Origin of the sequence: Micromonospora costi, assembly GCF_003626655.1 — a bacterium.
Taxonomy (GTDB): Bacteria; Actinomycetota; Actinomycetes; order Mycobacteriales; family Micromonosporaceae; genus Micromonospora; species Micromonospora costi.
In genome coordinates this window covers 214,819-230,918 of record NZ_RBAN01000003.1, presented here as the reverse complement: position 1 = coordinate 230,918, position 16,100 = coordinate 214,819, and the positions used below count along the sequence as shown (strand labels likewise).

Annotated in this window: 15 protein-coding genes and 1 tRNA gene; 9 read left to right on the top strand and 7 right to left on the bottom strand. The window is 73.0% G+C overall.

Annotation, left to right across the window (positions count from 1 at the left end; translation table 11 throughout):
- Positions 1-34: 34 nt before the first annotated feature.
- Positions 35-1,441 (bottom strand): MocR-like pyridoxine biosynthesis transcription factor PdxR, encoded by a 1,407-nt coding sequence (gene pdxR, locus D7193_RS17590; protein WP_120780617.1) that lies wholly within the window; start codon positions 1,439-1,441, stop codon positions 35-37.
- A 52-nt stretch (positions 1,442-1,493) separates the two neighbouring features.
- Here pdxR and D7193_RS17585 point away from each other — a divergent pair, with 52 nt between their 5' ends.
- Together D7193_RS17585 and D7193_RS17580 are read left to right on the top strand one after the other, a co-directional pair.
- A complete protein-coding gene (locus D7193_RS17585) occupies positions 1,494-2,291 on the top strand; it encodes an isocitrate lyase/PEP mutase family protein (RefSeq protein WP_120780616.1) in 798 nt (265 codons plus the stop codon).
- A gap of 31 nt (positions 2,292-2,322) precedes the next feature.
- Positions 2,323-3,282, top strand: a complete 960-nt coding sequence (locus D7193_RS17580) for a DNA polymerase domain-containing protein (RefSeq protein WP_120780615.1) — start codon at positions 2,323-2,325, stop codon at positions 3,280-3,282.
- 27 nt (positions 3,283-3,309) lie between these two features.
- Here D7193_RS17580 and D7193_RS17575 read toward each other — a convergent pair whose 3' ends face one another.
- The gene (locus D7193_RS17575) at positions 3,310-4,281 is read right to left on the bottom strand and encodes an ABC transporter permease subunit (RefSeq protein ID WP_120780614.1); all 972 of its coding nucleotides are present in this window, start codon (positions 4,279-4,281) and stop codon (positions 3,310-3,312) included.
- Complete coding sequence (locus D7193_RS17570) at positions 4,278-5,165, bottom strand: ABC transporter ATP-binding protein (RefSeq protein WP_120780613.1); 888 nt, start codon at positions 5,163-5,165, stop codon at positions 4,278-4,280. The genes D7193_RS17575 and D7193_RS17570 overlap by 4 nt, the downstream gene beginning before the upstream one ends.
- A 117-nt stretch (positions 5,166-5,282) precedes the next feature.
- Here D7193_RS17570 and D7193_RS17565 point away from each other — a divergent pair, with 117 nt between their 5' ends.
- The 3 genes from D7193_RS17565 to D7193_RS17555 are packed head-to-tail and all read left to right on the top strand — an operon-like array spanning position 5,283 to position 7,575.
- Positions 5,283-5,777 carry a metal transporter gene (locus D7193_RS17565; protein WP_120780612.1) on the top strand — a complete coding sequence of 165 codons (495 nt, stop codon included), beginning with the start codon at positions 5,283-5,285 and terminating at the stop codon, positions 5,775-5,777.
- A 5-nt stretch (positions 5,778-5,782) separates the two neighbouring features.
- On the top strand, positions 5,783-6,925 hold the full coding sequence (locus D7193_RS17560) for a sensor histidine kinase (protein WP_120781344.1): 1,143 nt from the start codon (positions 5,783-5,785) through the stop codon (positions 6,923-6,925).
- Complete coding sequence (locus D7193_RS17555) at positions 6,922-7,575, top strand: response regulator (RefSeq protein ID WP_120780611.1); 654 nt, start codon at positions 6,922-6,924, stop codon at positions 7,573-7,575. Before D7193_RS17560 ends, D7193_RS17555 begins: the two co-directional genes overlap by 4 nt.
- 179 nt (positions 7,576-7,754) lie before the next feature.
- Here the strand turns inward: D7193_RS17555 and D7193_RS17550 are convergent.
- The 4 genes from D7193_RS17550 to D7193_RS17535 all read right to left on the bottom strand — a co-directional run bounded on the left by D7193_RS17550 (position 7,755) and on the right by D7193_RS17535 (position 10,381).
- Positions 7,755-7,826, bottom strand: a tRNA-Arg gene (locus D7193_RS17550).
- Positions 7,827-8,013: 187 nt separating this feature from the next.
- Positions 8,014-8,706 (bottom strand): winged helix-turn-helix domain-containing protein, encoded by a 693-nt coding sequence (locus D7193_RS17545; RefSeq protein WP_120780610.1) that lies wholly within the window; start codon positions 8,704-8,706, stop codon positions 8,014-8,016.
- A gap of 196 nt (positions 8,707-8,902) precedes the next feature.
- The gene (locus D7193_RS17540; protein WP_120780609.1) at positions 8,903-9,568 is read right to left on the bottom strand and encodes a DUF305 domain-containing protein; all 666 of its coding nucleotides are present in this window, start codon (positions 9,566-9,568) and stop codon (positions 8,903-8,905) included.
- Positions 9,569-9,577: 9 nt separating this feature from the next.
- Complete coding sequence (locus D7193_RS17535) at positions 9,578-10,381, bottom strand: DUF3105 domain-containing protein (protein ID WP_120780608.1); 804 nt, start codon at positions 10,379-10,381, stop codon at positions 9,578-9,580.
- Between the two features lie 99 nt (positions 10,382-10,480).
- Between D7193_RS17535 and argS the strand changes: the two genes are divergently transcribed.
- The 4 genes from argS to thrC all read left to right on the top strand — a co-directional run bounded on the left by argS (position 10,481) and on the right by thrC (position 16,050).
- Positions 10,481-12,148 (top strand): arginine--tRNA ligase, encoded by a 1,668-nt coding sequence (argS, locus tag D7193_RS17530; protein WP_120780607.1) that lies wholly within the window; start codon positions 10,481-10,483, stop codon positions 12,146-12,148.
- A 6-nt stretch (positions 12,149-12,154) separates the two neighbouring features.
- Complete coding sequence (gene lysA / locus D7193_RS17525; protein ID WP_120780606.1) at positions 12,155-13,540, top strand: diaminopimelate decarboxylase; 1,386 nt, start codon at positions 12,155-12,157, stop codon at positions 13,538-13,540.
- On the top strand, positions 13,537-14,865 hold the full coding sequence (locus D7193_RS17520; protein WP_120780605.1) for a homoserine dehydrogenase: 1,329 nt from the start codon (positions 13,537-13,539) through the stop codon (positions 14,863-14,865). Before lysA ends, D7193_RS17520 begins: the two co-directional genes overlap by 4 nt.
- A 135-nt stretch (positions 14,866-15,000) precedes the next feature.
- On the top strand, positions 15,001-16,050 hold the full coding sequence (thrC, locus tag D7193_RS17515) for a threonine synthase (RefSeq protein ID WP_120780604.1): 1,050 nt from the start codon (positions 15,001-15,003) through the stop codon (positions 16,048-16,050).
- Positions 16,051-16,100 lie beyond the last annotated feature (50 nt).

Below are 16,100 nucleotides of genomic sequence, written 5' to 3'. Positions count from 1 at the left end.
TCGGGCGGTAGCGGGCACGAAGGGCGCGGCCCGGTCAGGCGGTGCGGAGGGCGTGCGCGAGCGCGTCGAGCGCGGCGGGGTAGGCCGGCGCGGGTGGGGTGGCGTACCCGACCACGAGCCCGCCCGGCCGCCCGTCCGGCCGCTGCCAGTGGGCGCCGAGCCCGGTGAGCGCCAGGTCGTGGCGGGCGGCCGCGGCGAGCACCGCGGCCTCGGTGGGTCCCTCGGTCGGCAGGTGCAGCAGGGCGTGCAGGCCGGCCGCCACGCCGCCGACCCGGTACCGCCCGCCGTCGCCCGCGCCCAGGCGCGCCAGCAGCAGGTCGCGGTGCTGTCGGTAGCGGCGGCGTACCGCCCGCACCTGCCGGTCGTAGTCGTGACCGCGGATCAGGTCGGCGAGGGCGAGCTGGCCGATCACCTCCGAGTGCAGGTCGAGGTGGCGCTTCGCCTCCACGACCGGCTCCACGAGCCGGGCGGGCAGCACGAGCCAGGCCAGCCGCAGCGCCGGACCGAGCGTCTTGGCGGCCGTGCCCACGTACGCGACCTGCTCCGGCGCGGTGCCCTGGACCGCGCCCACGGGTTGCCGGTCGTAGCGGAACTCGCCGTCGTAGTCGTCCTCGACGACCAGCCCGTCCCGCTCCCGGGCCCAGGCGGTGAGCGCGTGCCGCCGGCGGGGGTGCAGGGTGACGCCGGTCGGGTACTGGTGCGCCGGTGTCACCACGGCCGCGCCGGCTCCGGCCAGCTCCCCGGTGCCCAGCAGGTCGGTGCGGGCGCCCCGCTCGTCGACCGGCAGGGGCAGCACCGTGCCGCCCTGGCGGCGGACGACCTCCCGGTGGAACGCCAGCCCCGGGTCCTCCATGGCGAGCGCCGGCCGACCGACGTCCCGCAGCACTCCGGCGAGCAGGCCCAGCGCCTGCACATACCCGGTGGTGACCACGATCCGGTCCGGGTCGGCGACCACGCCCCGGGCCCGGCCCAGGTAGCCGGCGAGCGCGCCGCGCAGCTCGGAACGGCCGCGCGGGTCGCCGTAGCCGTAGACCGACGCGGGCGCCGCGGTCAGGGCCCGGCGGGTGGCCCGCAGCCAGGCCGAAACCGGGAACGCGCCCACGTCGGGGCTGCCGGGGCGCAGGTCGTACCGGGGCGTCACCGGGCCCCGCGCGGGGGCGGCCGGACGGGCGGTGGCCGCGGGCAGGGTGCTCACCGTCGTCCCGGAACCGATCCGCGCCGTCAGCCAGCCCTCGGCGACCAGCTGGTCGTACGCGGCGCTCACCGTGCCCCGGGACAGGTTCAGCTCGCCGGCGAGCGCGCGGGTGGCGGGCAACCGTGCGCCGGGTGTGAGCCGGCCGTCCCGGATCGCGTCGCGCAGCGCGCGCTCCAGCCCGGCGCGGCGACCACCCGTCGCGTCCAGGTCCAGGTGCAGGTCCACCCCGAAAGCGGCCCAGTCCATCGGCACGGAATTGGAGCTTAGAGTGGGCCGCCGCCGGACGGAGAATCGGCGCATGATCCCCACCCTCGCCGACCGGGCCGCCGCGCTGCGGGCGCTGCACCGACCGGGCGACCCGCTGGTCCTGCCCAACGCCTGGGACGCCGGTTCCGCCCGGGCGGTCGCCGCGGCCGGGTTCCCGGCCGTCGCGACCAGCAGCGCCGCCGTCGCGGAGACGCTCGGGTACGCCGACCACGAGGCCACGCCACCCGCCGAGATGTTCGCGGCCGTGGCCCGCATCGCCCGGGCCGTCACCGTCCCGGTCACCGCGGACCTGGAGCGGGGGTACGGGCTGCGCCCGTCCGAGCTGGTCGAGCGGCTGCTCGCGGCCGGGGCGGTCGGGCTGAACCTGGAGGACTCCGACCCGGCCACCGGCCGGCTGGTGGGCGTCGACGAGCAGGCCGACCTGCTCGCCGCCGTCCGTTCCGCGGCCCGTGCCGCCGGGGTGGACGTGGTCGTCAACGCCCGGCTCGACGTGTTCCTGCGAGGCGCCGGCGACCCGGCCGGACTCCTGGCCGAGGCGGTGGACCGCGCCCGGCGCTACCGCGCGGCCGGGGCGGACTGCGTCTACCCGATCGGCCTCACCGATCCGGAGGCGGTACGCGCCCTCGTCGGCGCGGTGGACGGCCGGATCAACCTGCTCGCCCGTCCCGGCGGTCCCGGCGTCGCCGACCTGGCCGCCCTCGGCGTGGCACGGATCAGCTACGGCCACCACGTCCACGCGGCCGTCCGCGCGCGTACCGACGAGCTGCTGGCCGCCGTCCGGGCCGGCGCCGACCCGTTCGCCGCGGCGCGTCCCGTCGCATCCGGTTGACCACGGCTTCCCGGGCCGGGAAGGTGGGCTGATGAGCGGGGCTGAGGAAACCCGGGACGGGGTGTCACTGACCAATCTGGACCAGTCGCTGTTCGAGGGGGCCGGCGCCAGCAAGCGGGATCTCGTCGACTACCTCGACGCGGTCCGGGACCGGATCATCCCGCAGTTGCGGGACCGGCCGTTGTCGGTGATCCGGGCCCTGCGCGGCCAGACGCCGTTCATGCAGAAGAACCTTCCGAAGTACACCCCGGAATGGGTGCGGCGGGTGCCGGTCTGGGCCGAGGCGTCGCACCGCGAGGTCTCGTACGCCCTCTGCGACGACCGGCGGACGCTGCTCTGGTTCGCCAACCAGCGGGCCATCGAGTACCACCCGACCCTGGCCCGCGCCGACGACCTGAGCCGTCCCACGCACCTGGTGCTCGACCTCGATCCTCCGGAGGGGGACTCGTTCCCCGCGGCGGTCGCCGCGGCGCTGCTGGTGCGCCGGGCTCTGGCCGACTCCGGCCTGGCGGGTGCCGTGAAGACCAGTGGCGCCAAGGGCGTGCACGTCTTCGTGCCGGTCGCGGCCGGTGCCGACGCGGAGGAGATGGCGGCCGCCACCCGGGCCGTCGCGGCCCGCGCCGAGCGGCTGGACCCGGCGCTGGCCACCACCGCGTTCATCCGGGAGGACCGGGGCGGACGCGTCTTCGTCGACTCGACCCGCGCCGGCGGGGCCACCGTGGTGGCCGCGTACAGCCCGCGGCTGCGGCCGGGGCTGCCGGTCTCCTTCCCGGTCGACTGGGACGACCTGCCCGACGTGACCCCGGCCGACTTCACCGTCCACACGGTTCCCGGGCTCGTCGCCGCGCGTGACCCGTGGCTCGACCTGATGCCCGCGCCGCAGGCGCTGCCGGCCGACCTGGTCGAGGAGGGACGGGCCATCCCCGTGGCGCGGGTGCAGGCGATGCACGAGGGCAAGCGGCGCGCCCGGGCCCGCCGCCAGGCAGGCTGACCGGCCGCGATTCCGCCGCCGGCCGGGCTAGCTGACCCGGCGCTGGATGCGCCACAGACCGACCGCCGCGAGCAGCGCGCTGAGACCGAGATACAGCGCTAGTTCGATCCATTGGAAGGGCCAGAATCGCCGGTTGGGCTGGTAGGCCACGTCGACGTGGAGGTCGAGCTTGCCGAGACATACCGCGGTGTCGCCGAACGTCCCGGTGGCGCCGGTCTTCGGTGCATTGCTGAAACACTCGTTGAAGGCGGCGTCGGACAGTTGCCGGCCGTCGGGTGTCAAGAGTTTGCTGGTATCCGTGATCCAGGCGTCCGGTACCTCCAGCCCACCGATGACCGGCCCGCCGGTGATGCTGCCCAGCATTCGGGCCTGGTTGATGGCGTCGGTACTCATCGCTACGGTGACCCGCTCGGCGGGCAGGTAGTGCGGTCGCAGCAGGTTCGGCACGGCGAGCTGCACCGCGATCACGGCGAGGAACACCATCGCCATCGCCGGCAGGGTGCGGCGGACCAACAGCCCGGTGACGGCGCCGAAGGTGAAGCCGAAGACGGCGTACCCGATGGGTGCGATACCGCGTGCGCCGAACAGCAGTGCGCTGAACCGGTCGCCGGTCACCTGGTCGACCGGGGCCGCCGCCCACGTCACCAGCGCGCTGAACGTACCGGCGACGGCCATGCTGGCAAGGCCGAGCACCGTCAGCTTGACCGCGAGCCAGCGGCGGCGGGGCACGCTCTGGTTCCAGACCAGTCGATGGGTACCGGCCTCCAGTTCCCGGGCGATGAGCGGCGCGCCCCAGAACGCACCGATGAGCGCGGGTACCAGGCCGAAACCGGCGGCGAGGAACAGCATCGTCTGCGTGTACTGGCTCGGAAGCTGGGACGTGTCGCGGACGGCACGGATGTCCCCGCCGAGGCGCAACAGGTAGACGGCGGCCAGGACCAGCAGGATCGCTCCGACGAGCGCCTGGATGCGGAACTGCCGCAAGCTCATCCTGATCATCGCGACACCGCCGCACTCGCGCGGGGCGCGGTAACCGTTCCGGCGGCCCGCGACATGTAGGCGAGGACCAGTTCCTCCAGCGTGACCGGCTCGGCGTCCCTGGCCCGTACCGCTGCATCGCCCCGAACCAGGGCGTGGCCGTGCTCCGCCCAGATGACCTCGATCCCGGCGCTCATCGTGGCCGGCATTTTCGCCGGATCGCCGGCGATCCGGCGGTGCGAGGCGAGCAGGTCCCGGACCGGACCGGCGATCTGGATGCGCGAGTCGCAGAGTACGACGAGGTAGTCACAGACCTGCTCGACGTCGCTCAACAGGTGCGACGAGAGCACGGCACTGGCGCCGAGCTCCCCCACGAACTCCACGAGACTGCGCATGAAGCCCTTACGTGCCAGGGGGTCCAGCGCGGCGGCGGGCTCGTCGAAGATGAGCAGATCGGGTCGCTTCGCGGCGGCGATGGTCATCGCGAGTTGCGCGCGTTGGCCGCCGGAGAGACGGCCCGCCTTCTGTGTGGGGTCCAGGCCGACCTCCGCGATCCGCCGCGTGGCCAGCGCCAGGTCCCAGGACGGGTTCAGCCACGCACCCATCTTCAAATGGTCGGCGATGGTGAACGAGGCGTACACCGGGGTGTCCTGGGCAACGAAACCGACCCGGGCCAGGTGCGCCGCGTTGGCTGCCGGCCTGGACCCGAGGACGGACAACGTACCTGAGGTCGGTCCGATCAGACCGCAGGCCAGTTGGAGGAGCGTCGACTTGCCGGCTCCGTTCGGGCCGACCAGCCCGACGACATGCCCGCGCGGGATCCTCAGGTCGCAGTCGGTCAATGCGGTGCGGCGGCCGTACCGTTTGGTCAGCCGCTCGGCGTGCAGGACGAGTGGTATTTGCATGGGCTCATCCTGTAAACGGCGGGCGGGCCGGGCATCAGTCCAAAGCATGGGGCGGTACGTCGGCGGCCCTACTTTTGACCGGTTCGCCTTGGGCGGCGATTCCCTAGCGTCCTCGGCATGAACACGACACACCGAACGACGACGAACGCCATCCTGGGGTTGGTCTTCGTCACCGGGCTTGGGCTCACGGCGTACCTCATCGCGGTCAGTTGGGGCGGGCTCTACTGGCTGTTCGACTGCCTGGTCGGGGCGGTGGCGGGAGTGCTCGCGCTGCTGCGCGGGCCGCGGCGGACCTGGCCGGTGGCGGGCGGGCTCGCGGTAGCGGCGGTGGCCGTCGTGGTGGCCCGGGTCGCGGACCTGCCGCAGGAGCCGGGACCGGTCACTGGACTCGCACTGGCCGTACTCGTCGGCTCAGGGATCCGGACGCTGCCGGGACCGCGCGCCGCGGCCGTCGCGGCGGGCGGGTTCACGGTGGTGGTGGGTACCTGGCTGACCGCTCTTCCGGACGCGGTGGGATTCACCGTGGTGACCATCGTGAACACGGTTACCTGGCTGGTTGCCGTGGTGCTCGGGACCAGCCTGCGTGTGACCGGACGGGGCCTCGTAACTTGAACTGGGTGAGCATCTGGGATCGGCTGTTCCGGGCCGCGGCCACGGCGGGACTCGCCGTGGTCTTCCTCGCCGCGATCGGCCTCGAGGCCGCGGCGATCGCTGAGACGTGGGGCACCCGGTACTGGCTGGCGGGCGGTGCGGGTGCCGTGGTGGTCTGTGTGCTGGCGCTGGTACGGCGGCGACAGCGTGCGTGGGCGGCGGTCGCCGGTCTCGGGATCGCTGGACTGGCCATCGCGGTGGCCCGGGTGTTCCACCTCCCGACCGAGCCAGGACCGGCGATGGCGCTGGCGCTCGCCGTCCTCGTCGGGTCGGCGGTGCGCGCCCTGCCTCCCGTACCGGCTGGTGTGCTTGCAGTCGGAGGGCTCGCGGTGGTCGGCGGCGCCCATCTCGCCGCCCGGCCGCATGCCTCGGGCGCCTCGGGGGTCGTGTTGATGAACGTCGTGGCCTGGCTCGGCGCGGTCGCGGTCGGGCTGGCGCTGCGGCTGCAGGACGACCGGGCGGCTGCCACCGCCGAGGAGGTACGCCGGGACGAGCGGCTGGAGCTGGCCCGGGAACTGCACGACGTGGTGGCCCACCACATCACCGGCATGCTGATACAGGCGCAGGCCGCCCACGTCGTCGCGCGGAAGAACCCGGGGCAGGTGGCCGAGTCGCTGACCGGGATCGAGGCCGCCGGCGCCGAGGCGCTGCGCGCGATGCGCCGCGTGGTCGGGCTGCTACGCGATGCCGAGGACGCGCCGCCGGCCTCGGCCGGGACGGAACAGCTCGACGTACTCGTCGAGCGCTTCAACCGGCAGGGGCCGCCGGTGCGCCTGCGAATGCCCGAGCAGAGGACGGCATGGCCGCCGGAGGTGACCAGCACCGTGTACCGGATCGTCCGAGAGGCGCTGACGAACGTGGCCCGCCACGCGCCGCACGCCCGCGGCGTCACCATCGCCGTCGACCAGAACCCGTCCAGCGTCACGGTCGACGTGGTCAACGATGCGCCACCGGGCCCCGCCCGCGCCTCCCATCGTGGCGGGTACGGCCTCCTCGGCATGCGCGAACGCGTCGAAACCCTCGGCGGCACGCTCCACGCCGGTCCCCGCCCCGACGCCGGCTGGTCGGTCCTGGCCACCCTGCCTATCCACGAGGGACGGCCTCGATGACGATCCGCGTACTGATCGCCGACGACCAGGCGATGATCCGTGGGGGCCTGAAGCTCATCCTCGAAGACCAGCCGGACATCAGCGTCATCGCCGAGGTGTCAGACGGTGTCGACGCAATCGCCCAGGCCCGCCAGTTGCGTCCCGACGTCTGCCTGGTGGACATCCGGATGCCCCGGCTCGACGGCATCGAGGTAACCCGGGCCCTGGCCGGGCCCGGCGTACCCCACCCGATGCGGGTCATCGTGGTCACCACGTTCAACCTCGACGAGTACGTGTACGGGGCGCTGCGCGGCGGTGCGGTCGGCTTCATCCTCAAGGACGCCGGTCCGGCTCTGCTCATCGAGGCCGTGCGTGCCGCGCACGACGGCGAGGCGCTGGTCTCCCCGTCGGTCACCGTACGGCTGCTGCGCCACCTGACCAGGCCGGCAGGAGTGCCTGACAAGGCGCTGCGGTCGTTGTCAGAGCGCGAGATCGATGTGGTGCGGGAGATCGCACGCGGCCGTACCAACCTGGAGATCGGGGCCGAGCTGTTCATCTCCCTGAGCACAGTCAAAAGTCACGTCTCGACCATCCAGACGAAGCTCGGCCTGCGCAATCGCACAGAGATCGCGGTCTGGGCCTGGGAAAACCGGATCGTCGAATCCGCCTGAACAGCAGGCACGCGGCAGTATCGCGCCGGCGGATGAACTGCACGACGGACTATTCGGAGGACACCGTCGCGGCAACCTGCTCCCTGACCAACTCGCAAGGAATCGATGTTTCCGCAGGTCAGTCAAGCGGCGATGCTACTTCCGCAATTGGGCATTAGCCACGTACTAGCAAGAAACGGTGCCCCCGGCAGGATTCGAACCTGCGCTCCCGCCTCCGGAGGGCGGTGCTCTATCCCCTGAGCTACGGGGGCTCAGCGACTGGAGAAGACTAGCAAACGTCCTCCGCGAACGACGAATCGGTATCCGCCGTGCGCGCCGCGCCGTCGCAGGCGTCCGTCGGCACGTGGCGGCGGCGGGGGTTCGCGGGCCCCCGCCGCCGTGGGTCTGCCGGTTCCCGCCGCGGCGGGTGAGGGCCGGTCCCCGGTTCGCGGAGCCGGGTCAGGCGGCGACGGCGCGGCCGCAGCTGGGCAGCGGGTGCAGCACGATCCGCCGGGGCAGCCGGCGCGGCCACTCGTTGCGGGCCCAGGAGCCGTCCACGATGAGGTGCACGGTGCGCTGTTCCTCGCCGCTGAGCCGCAGGACGAACTCGCGGGGGAGCGGCGGGTCGACGTTCGGCGTGGTGATCATGAACCGGACCCGGCCCCGGGAGGAGACGGCCGACACCACGTCGGCCGCGGGCATGGTGCCCCGCAACCGGACCCGGCCGATCCAGTACACCTCGGCGAGATGCTCCTGGGCGGCCCGGGTGATCGCGGGGTACTCGCTGCGTACCCAGCGCTCCACGGCGCCGACGCAGAGCCCGCAGGCGCGCTCGCGGGGCTCCCGCGGACCCAACCCCCAGGCCCGCAGGTACGCCCCGACCGCGCCGGCGTCCAACGGGACGTCGAACCGGTTCTGGATGAGAGCGGTGAGGCTCTGGCGCGTCCACAGCTCCTCGTCCAGGCCGAACGCGTCCGGGTGGGTGCCCCGCAGGGTGTCGATCAGTTCGAGTTCCTGTTCGCGGCTGAGCATCCCCGGCTCGCCCTGCCGCTGTCCGCGACGGACGGCTGCCACCGCCCCGTCACCGCCGATGGTGTGGCGCCGGCACCAGCTGGTGACGGAACGCCGTGCGTCTCTGAGTGCAACCCCCACGTCCTGCGCAACGAGCCCGAATCGCATCTGGTCACGATATGTGGGGAGAAAACTCCCCAAGCAACGTAATCGGACACACCGCCCAAAGCCACCGGGCTGGTCCCCGCGGCCGGTGTCGCCAAAATGATCAAGAGGTTTGCGTCAGCCGGCGGCCCGGTGGTGACGCAAACCTCTTGATCAACGTGGAGGGGCGGGGTCAGCCGCCCAGGCGCTTCTTGGCGTTCGTGAGATTGGTGAGGTCGGTCTGCTGGGTGTTCTTCATGATCTGCGCCGTACGGACCACGTCCGGCTCGTCGCTCTCGTCGAGCACACCATCGATCATGTGGATGCCGCCGAGGTGATGGTTGATCATCATGGTCAGGAACAGGAGGTCGAACTCCCGGCCCTGCGCGTCGCGCAGTTTCGCCATCTCCTCGGGCGTCGCCATGCCCGGCATCAGGCCGTTCTTGACCAGGCCCGCGCCGTCCGCCATCCAGGCCATCCGCGGCTGGGAGCCGGTCGGGTCGAGGCCCCACGACCGCAGCCAGGTCTGCATCGTGCCGATCTCGCCCTGCTGACCGGTGGCGATGTCACCACCCATGCTGCGCACCTCGGGATCGGTGGCGCGCTGGAAGGCCATGAGACCCATCTCGACCGCCTGGGCGTGGTGGGCCGTCATGTCGCGGGCGAAGCCGGCCTCGACCGAGTCGTCGCCCGGGCGGGTCAACCGGGGGGTCAGCAGCCCGCCGGCGTAACCGAGCAGAAGGGCGAGCACGACGGCGACGGCTCCCGCCACCAGGCCGAGGCGTCGACCGTTGCCCCGGCCGCCGTCGTCGGTGGCCGAGGTGTCGGGCGTGCTGTCCAGCGTCGCGGGAGCCGTCATCGGAGTCCTTTACTGGGTCGGCATCTGCACGCCGTCGCGCGGCGTGGTGCCGGTGGCGGTGATGCCCTGGTTGCACAGGGCGGTCGGACCCTCGATCGACGCGTTCACCCGCAGCGTCTTGATGAACTCGTCGATCCGGCTGTCGTCGGCGTTGTCGACCTTGAGCTGGTAGCCCCAGGCCTGCAGCGAGATCGGCTTGTCGAGGCCGTCGAACGGGCTCATGAGCATCTTCTCGTTGCCGCGCACCTTGTCGGCGAGCTTGCTGACCTGGTCGGCCGCCAGGTCCGGACGGTAGGTGACCCAGATCGCGCCGTGCTCGAGGCTGTGCACCGCGTGCTCGTTGGCGATGGGGGCGTCGTAGACGTCGCCCATGCAGTTCTGCCAGCTCTGGTTGTGGGGGCCGGCCACCGGGGGAAGGATCGTGTAGTTGACCTTGCCGGGCTGGTGGTTGCTGCCCTTGACCAGCTCCGGGTCCTTCTCCCGGTAGTTCACGATGCCGTCGATGGCGTCGGCCCGCTCCTCCCACGGCTTGGAGCCCTGGAACGCGGCCCACGCGCCGACGCCGATGATGCCCGCGGCGACCAGGCCCACGACGACGAAGAGGATGATCGGGCCCTTGGCGCGGCCCTGGCTGACCTTGACGGGGGTGATCGGCTTGCGGGGGCCCTTGCCGCCGCCACCGGCCCGAGGCGTGCCCGCCGGCTTGCCGGATCCGGCCTTGGCGCCCGACGCCGGACGGCCCGCGGCCGGCTTCTTGCCCGTGCTGACCACGGTCGGACGGCGCTGCTCGCCGCCCGGGGTGCTGATGCTCATCGTGCCTCGTCAGGTCGGTCGGTCAGGGGAGCCGGCGGTCTGGTGCAGACAACGGGTCGCCGCCGCGGGGACCGAGTCTACCCCCGATAACATGGATCGGTGACTCCCGCAGAACTCGCCGAGGCCGTCCTCGCCGCAGCCCACGCCGTCTTCACCCACCGGGGCCTGGACCCCGCCGTGCTGCCCGCGGAGACCACGGTCGAGCGACCCCGGAACCCGGAGCACGGCGACTACGCCTCGACACTGGCGTTGCAGCTGAGCAAGAAGGTGGGCCTGCCGCCGCGGGAGCTGGCGGGCGCGCTCGCCGACGAGCTGGGCCGGGCGCCGGGGGTCAAGTCCGTGGAGATCGCGGGGCCGGGCTTCCTCAACATCCGGCTGGACGCGGCCGCCGCCGGCCAGCTCGCGCGGGTGATCGTCGAGGCGGGCGCGGAGTACGGCCGCAGCGAGCGGCTCGCGGGGCAGCGGATCAACCTCGAGTTCGTCTCGGCGAACCCGACCGGCCCGGTGCACATCGGCGGGGTCCGGTGGGCGGCGGTCGGCGACGCCCTGAGCCGGCTGCTGCGCGCCACCGGCGCCGAGGTGGGCACCGAGTACTACTTCAACGACGCGGGCTCCCAGATCGACCGGTTCGCCCGGTCCCTGCTGGCCGCCGCGAAGGGCGAGGCCGTGCCGGAGGACGGCTACGGCGGGGCGTACATCTCGGAGATCGCCGCGGAGGTCCAGGCCCGCCGGCCCGACGTGCTCTCGCTCGACGACGCCGCGGCCCAGGAGGTCTTCCGGGTCGAGGGCGTCGCGCTGATGTTCGACGAGATCCGCTCGTCGCTGCGCGACTTCGGGGTCGAGTTCGACACCTACTTCAACGAGAAGGACCTGCACGACCGCGGCGAGCTCGACCTCGCGCTGGCCCGCCTGCGGGAGCAGGGCCACGTCTTCGAGGCCGAGGGCGCGACCTGGCTGCGCACCACCGAGTTCGGCGACGACAAGGACCGGGTGCTGCGCAAGTCCAACGGCGAGTGGACCTACTTCGCGGCGGACTGCGCCTACTACCTCGACAAGCGCGAGCGCGGCTTCGAGCGGGTCGTGATCATGCTGGGCGCCGACCACCACGGCTACATCGGGCGGATGAAGGCGATGGCCGCGTGCTTCGGCGACGACCCGGAGCGCAACCTGGAGATCCTCATCGGCCAGCTGGTCAACCTGGTCCGCGACGGCGCCCCGATGCGGATGAGCAAGCGGGCCGGCACGGTCATCACGCTGGAGGACCTGGTCGAGGCGATCGGCGTGGACGCCGCCCGCTACGCCCTGGCCCGCTACTCGGCCGACTCGCCCATCGACATCGACGTGGAGCTGTGGACCCGGGCCAAGAACGACAACCCGGTCTACTACGTCCAGTACGTGGCGGCGCGCACCGCGGGCGTCGCCCGCAACGCGGCCGAGATCGGCCTGACCCGGGGCGACGGCGACGCCTTCCGCCCGGAGCTGCTCGGCCACGAGAAGGAGAACGAGCTGCTCAAGGCGCTCGCCGAGTTCCCGGCCGTGGTGGCCACGGCGGCCGAGCTGCGCGAGCCGCACCGGGTCGCCCGCTACCTGGAGGAGAGCGTCGCGCAGGCGTACCACCGGTTCTACGACAACTGCCGGATCGCGCCGCAGGGCGACGAGGAGGTCAGCGACCTGCACCGCGCCCGGCTGTGGCTCAACGACGCCACCCGCACGGTGATCGCCAACGGCCTGCACCTGCTGGGCGTCTCCGCGCCCGAGAGGATGTGACCTGTCGTGCGTGCTCACGAGGCGGGCGCCCTGCACGGTGAGATCGGCACCCAGGGGCCGGCGTGGCTCCGTACGCCGGTCGACGTCAACGCGCTGGTGCCGGAGCTCTGGCCGCGCAACGTGACGCGCGGCGCGGACGGCGCCCTGGCCGTCGCGGGACTGAGCGTGCGGGACCTCGCGGCCGAGTTCGGCACCCCGGTGTACGTGCTCGACGAGGACGACCTGCGGTCGCGCTGCCGCGACTTCCGGGCCGCCTTCGACGACGTGGACGTCTACTACGCCGGCAAGGCGTTCCTCTGCCGGGCCGTCGTCCGCATGATCGCCGAGGAGGGCCTGCACCTCGACGTGTGCAGCGGCGGCGAGCTGACCGTCGCGCTGGCCGCCGGCATGCCGCCCGAGCGGATCGGGTTCCACGGCAACAACAAGTCGATCGCCGAACTGACCCGGGCCGTGGACGCCGGGGTCGGCCGGATCATCGTCGACTCGTTCGCGGAGATCGACCGGCTCACCGCGCTGGCCCGGGAGCGGGGCGTCCGCCCCAAGGTGCTGATCCGGGTCACCGTCGGCGTGGAGGCGCACACCCACGAGTTCATCGCCACCGCGCACGAGGACCAGAAGTTCGGCTTCTCGCTGGCCGGCGGCGCGGCCGCGGCGGCCGCCTTCAAGATCCTCGACGAGGACGTGCTGGAGCTGCGCGGCCTGCACTCGCACATCGGCTCGCAGATCTTCGACGCGAGCGGCTTCGAGGTCTCCGCCCGGCGCGTGCTCGCCCTCCAGGCGCAGATCCGCGACGCCCGCGGGGTGGAGCTGCCCGAACTGGACCTGGGCGGCGGCTTCGGCATCGCGTACACCACGCAGGACGACCCGGCCGCGCCGCACGACCTGGCCAAGCGGCTGCGCAAGATCGTCGACTCCGAGTGCGAGGCGGAGCGGCTGGCCGTGCCGCGCCTGTCCATCGAGCCCGGCCGCGCGATCGTCGGCCCGGCCGTGTTCACGCTCTACGAGGTCGGCACGGTCAAGGACGTGGACGGCATCCGCACGTACGTGAGCGTCGACGGCGGGATGAGCGACAACATCCGCACCGCGCTCTACGGCGCGTCCTACTCCGCGACGGTGGCCTCGCGGGCGTCGGACGCCGAGCCGATGCTCGCCCGCGTGGTGGGAAAGCACTGTGAGTCCGGGGACATCGTGGTGAAGGATGAATTCCTGCCCGCCGACGTGCAGCCCGGAGATCTTGTGGCGGTGCCCGGCACCGGCGCCTACTGCCGGAGCATGGCCAGCAACTACAACCACGTGCCGCGTCCCCCGGTGGTCGCGGTGCGCGACGGCCAGGCGCGTCTGATCGTCCGGCGGGAGACCGAAGAGGACCTGCTCGCATTGGATGTCGGATGACCTCACCTGTACGCCTGGCGCTGCTCGGCTGCGGCACCGTCGGCGGGGAGGTGGTACGGCTGCTGCACGAGCAGTCTGCCGACCTCGCCGCCCGCATCGGAGCCCCGCTGGAGATCGCCGGCATCGCCGTACGCCGGCTCGGCCGTGACCGCGGTGATCTGCCCGTCGACCCGGCGCTCTTCACCACCGACGCGCTGGGCCTCATCAAGCGGGACGACGTGGACGTCGTGGTCGAGGTGGTCGGCGGCATCGAGCCGGCGCGCGGCTGGCTGGTCGAGGCGCTGCGCGCGGGCAAGAGCGTGGTGACGGCCAACAAGGCACTGCTGGCCGAGGACGGCGGGGCGCTGCACGACGCGGCCGCCGAGGGCGGCGCCGACCTCTACTACGAGGCCGCGGTGGCGGGCGCCATCCCGCTGCTGCGCCCGCTGCGCGAGTCGCTGCACGGTGACCGGATCACCCGGGTAACGGGCATCGTCAACGGCACCACGAACTTCATCCTCTCCGCCATGGACGCCACCGGCGCCGGCTTCGCCGAGGCGCTGGAGGAGGCCACCGAGTTGGGGTACGCCGAGGCCGACCCGACCGCCGACGTGGAGGGTTTCGACGCGGCGGCCAAGGCGGCGATCCTCGCCTCGCTGGCGTTCCACACCCGGGTGGGTGCGGCCGACGTGCACCGGGAGGGCATCACCGAGGTCACCGCCGCCGACGTGGCCAGCGCCCGGGCGATGGGCTGCACCATCAAGCTGCTCTGCATCGCGGCGCGGGGCGTGGACGCGGCCGGCGGGGAGACGGTCAACGTCCGGGTGCACCCGGCGATGATCCCGCGCACACACCCGCTGGCCAGCGTCGGCGACGCGTTCAACGCGGTCTTCGTCGAGGCGGAGGCGGCCGGCCAGCTCATGTTCTACGGCCGGGGCGCCGGCGGCGCCCCGACGGCCAGCGCCGTGCTGGGCGACGTCGTGGCGGTGGCCCGCAACCGTCTCGCCGGGGTGCGCGCCGCCAGCGAGAGCGCGTACGCCGACCTGCCGGTGCGGCCCATGGGGGAGGCGCTCACCCGCTACCACGTGAGCCTCGACGTGACCGACCGGCCCGGCGTGCTGGCCGCGGTGGCCGGTGTCTTCGCCCGGCACGACGTGTCGATCGCGACCGTGCGGCAGGGCTCGGCGGGCGACGCGGGCACGCCCGGCCGCGGCGCCGACGCCGAACTCGTCATCGTCACCCACGTCGCGCCGGACGCGGCGCTCGCCGCCACGGTGACCGAGCTGCGCACCCTCGACATCGTCCGCTCGGTGACCAGCGTGCTGCGGGTCGAGGGCGGCGTGTGAGTCGTTGACCCCGGTGGGCGGCGCGGGGCGTCCCGCCAGGTGGGTATCCGGGGGCGTGGTCCGGGCAGGTCGGGCACGCTGGTCCACCCTGGAGGCGCCCCCGTTCGGCGGGGCCGTAGAGGCGAGGAGAGCGACATGTGGCGGGGCCTGATCGAGGCGTACCGGGACCGGCTGCCGGTCACCGACGCCACGCCCGTCGTGACGCTGCACGAGGGGAACACCCCGCTGCTGCCCGCGCCGGTGCTCTCCGCGCGGCTCGGTTGCGACGTCCACCTCAAGGTCGAGGGCGCCAACCCGACCGGCTCGTTCAAGGACCGCGGCATGACGCTCGCGGTGTCCAAGGCGGTCGAGGCGGGGAACAAGGCGATCATCTGCGCCTCCACGGGCAACACCAGCGCCTCGGCGGCCGCGTACGCGGCGCGCGCCGGCCTGACCTGCGCGGTGCTCGTGCCGCAGGGCAAGATCGCGCTGGGCAAGCTGGCGCAGGCGCTGGTGCACGGCGCGCGGTTGCTCCAGGTGCAGGGCAACTTCGACGACTGCCTGTCGCTGGCCGCCAAGCTCGCGCAGGACTACCCGGTGGCGCTCGTCAACTCGGTCAACATCGACCGGCTGCACGGCCAGAAGACCGCGGCGTTCGAGATCGTGGAGGCGCTCGGCGACGCGCCGGACATCCACTGCCTGCCGGTCGGCAACGCCGGCAACATCTCGGCCTACTGGATGGGCTACGCCGAGGAGCTGGCCGACGGCCGCGCCACGCGCGCCCCCAAGATGTACGGCTTCCAGGCGTCCGGGGCGGCGCCGCTGGTGAGCGGCGAGGTGGTCCGCGAGCCGTCGACGATCGCCACCGCCATCCGGATCGGGAACCCGGCCAGCTGGACGCGGGCCATCGACGCCCGCGAGGCGTCCGGCGGCCTGATCGCGGCGGTGACCGACCGGGAGATCCTCTCGGCGTACCGGCTGCTGGCCCGGGAGGTCGGCGTCTTCGTGGAGCTGGGCAGCGCGGCCAGCGTGGCCGGGCTGCTCCAGCAGGGGGCGGCGGGCCGGATCCCACCGGGCGCCACCGTGGTCTGCACGGTGACCGGGCACGGCCTCAAGGACCCGGAGTGGGCCATCTCCACGGCACCGGCCCCGATCACCATCGCCAACGACCCGCTGGCCGCCGCCCGCTCGCTGGATCTGGCCTGACCCACCCGCGCCCTCCGGGCCGCCGCGGCGTTGATCATGAAGTTATCGCC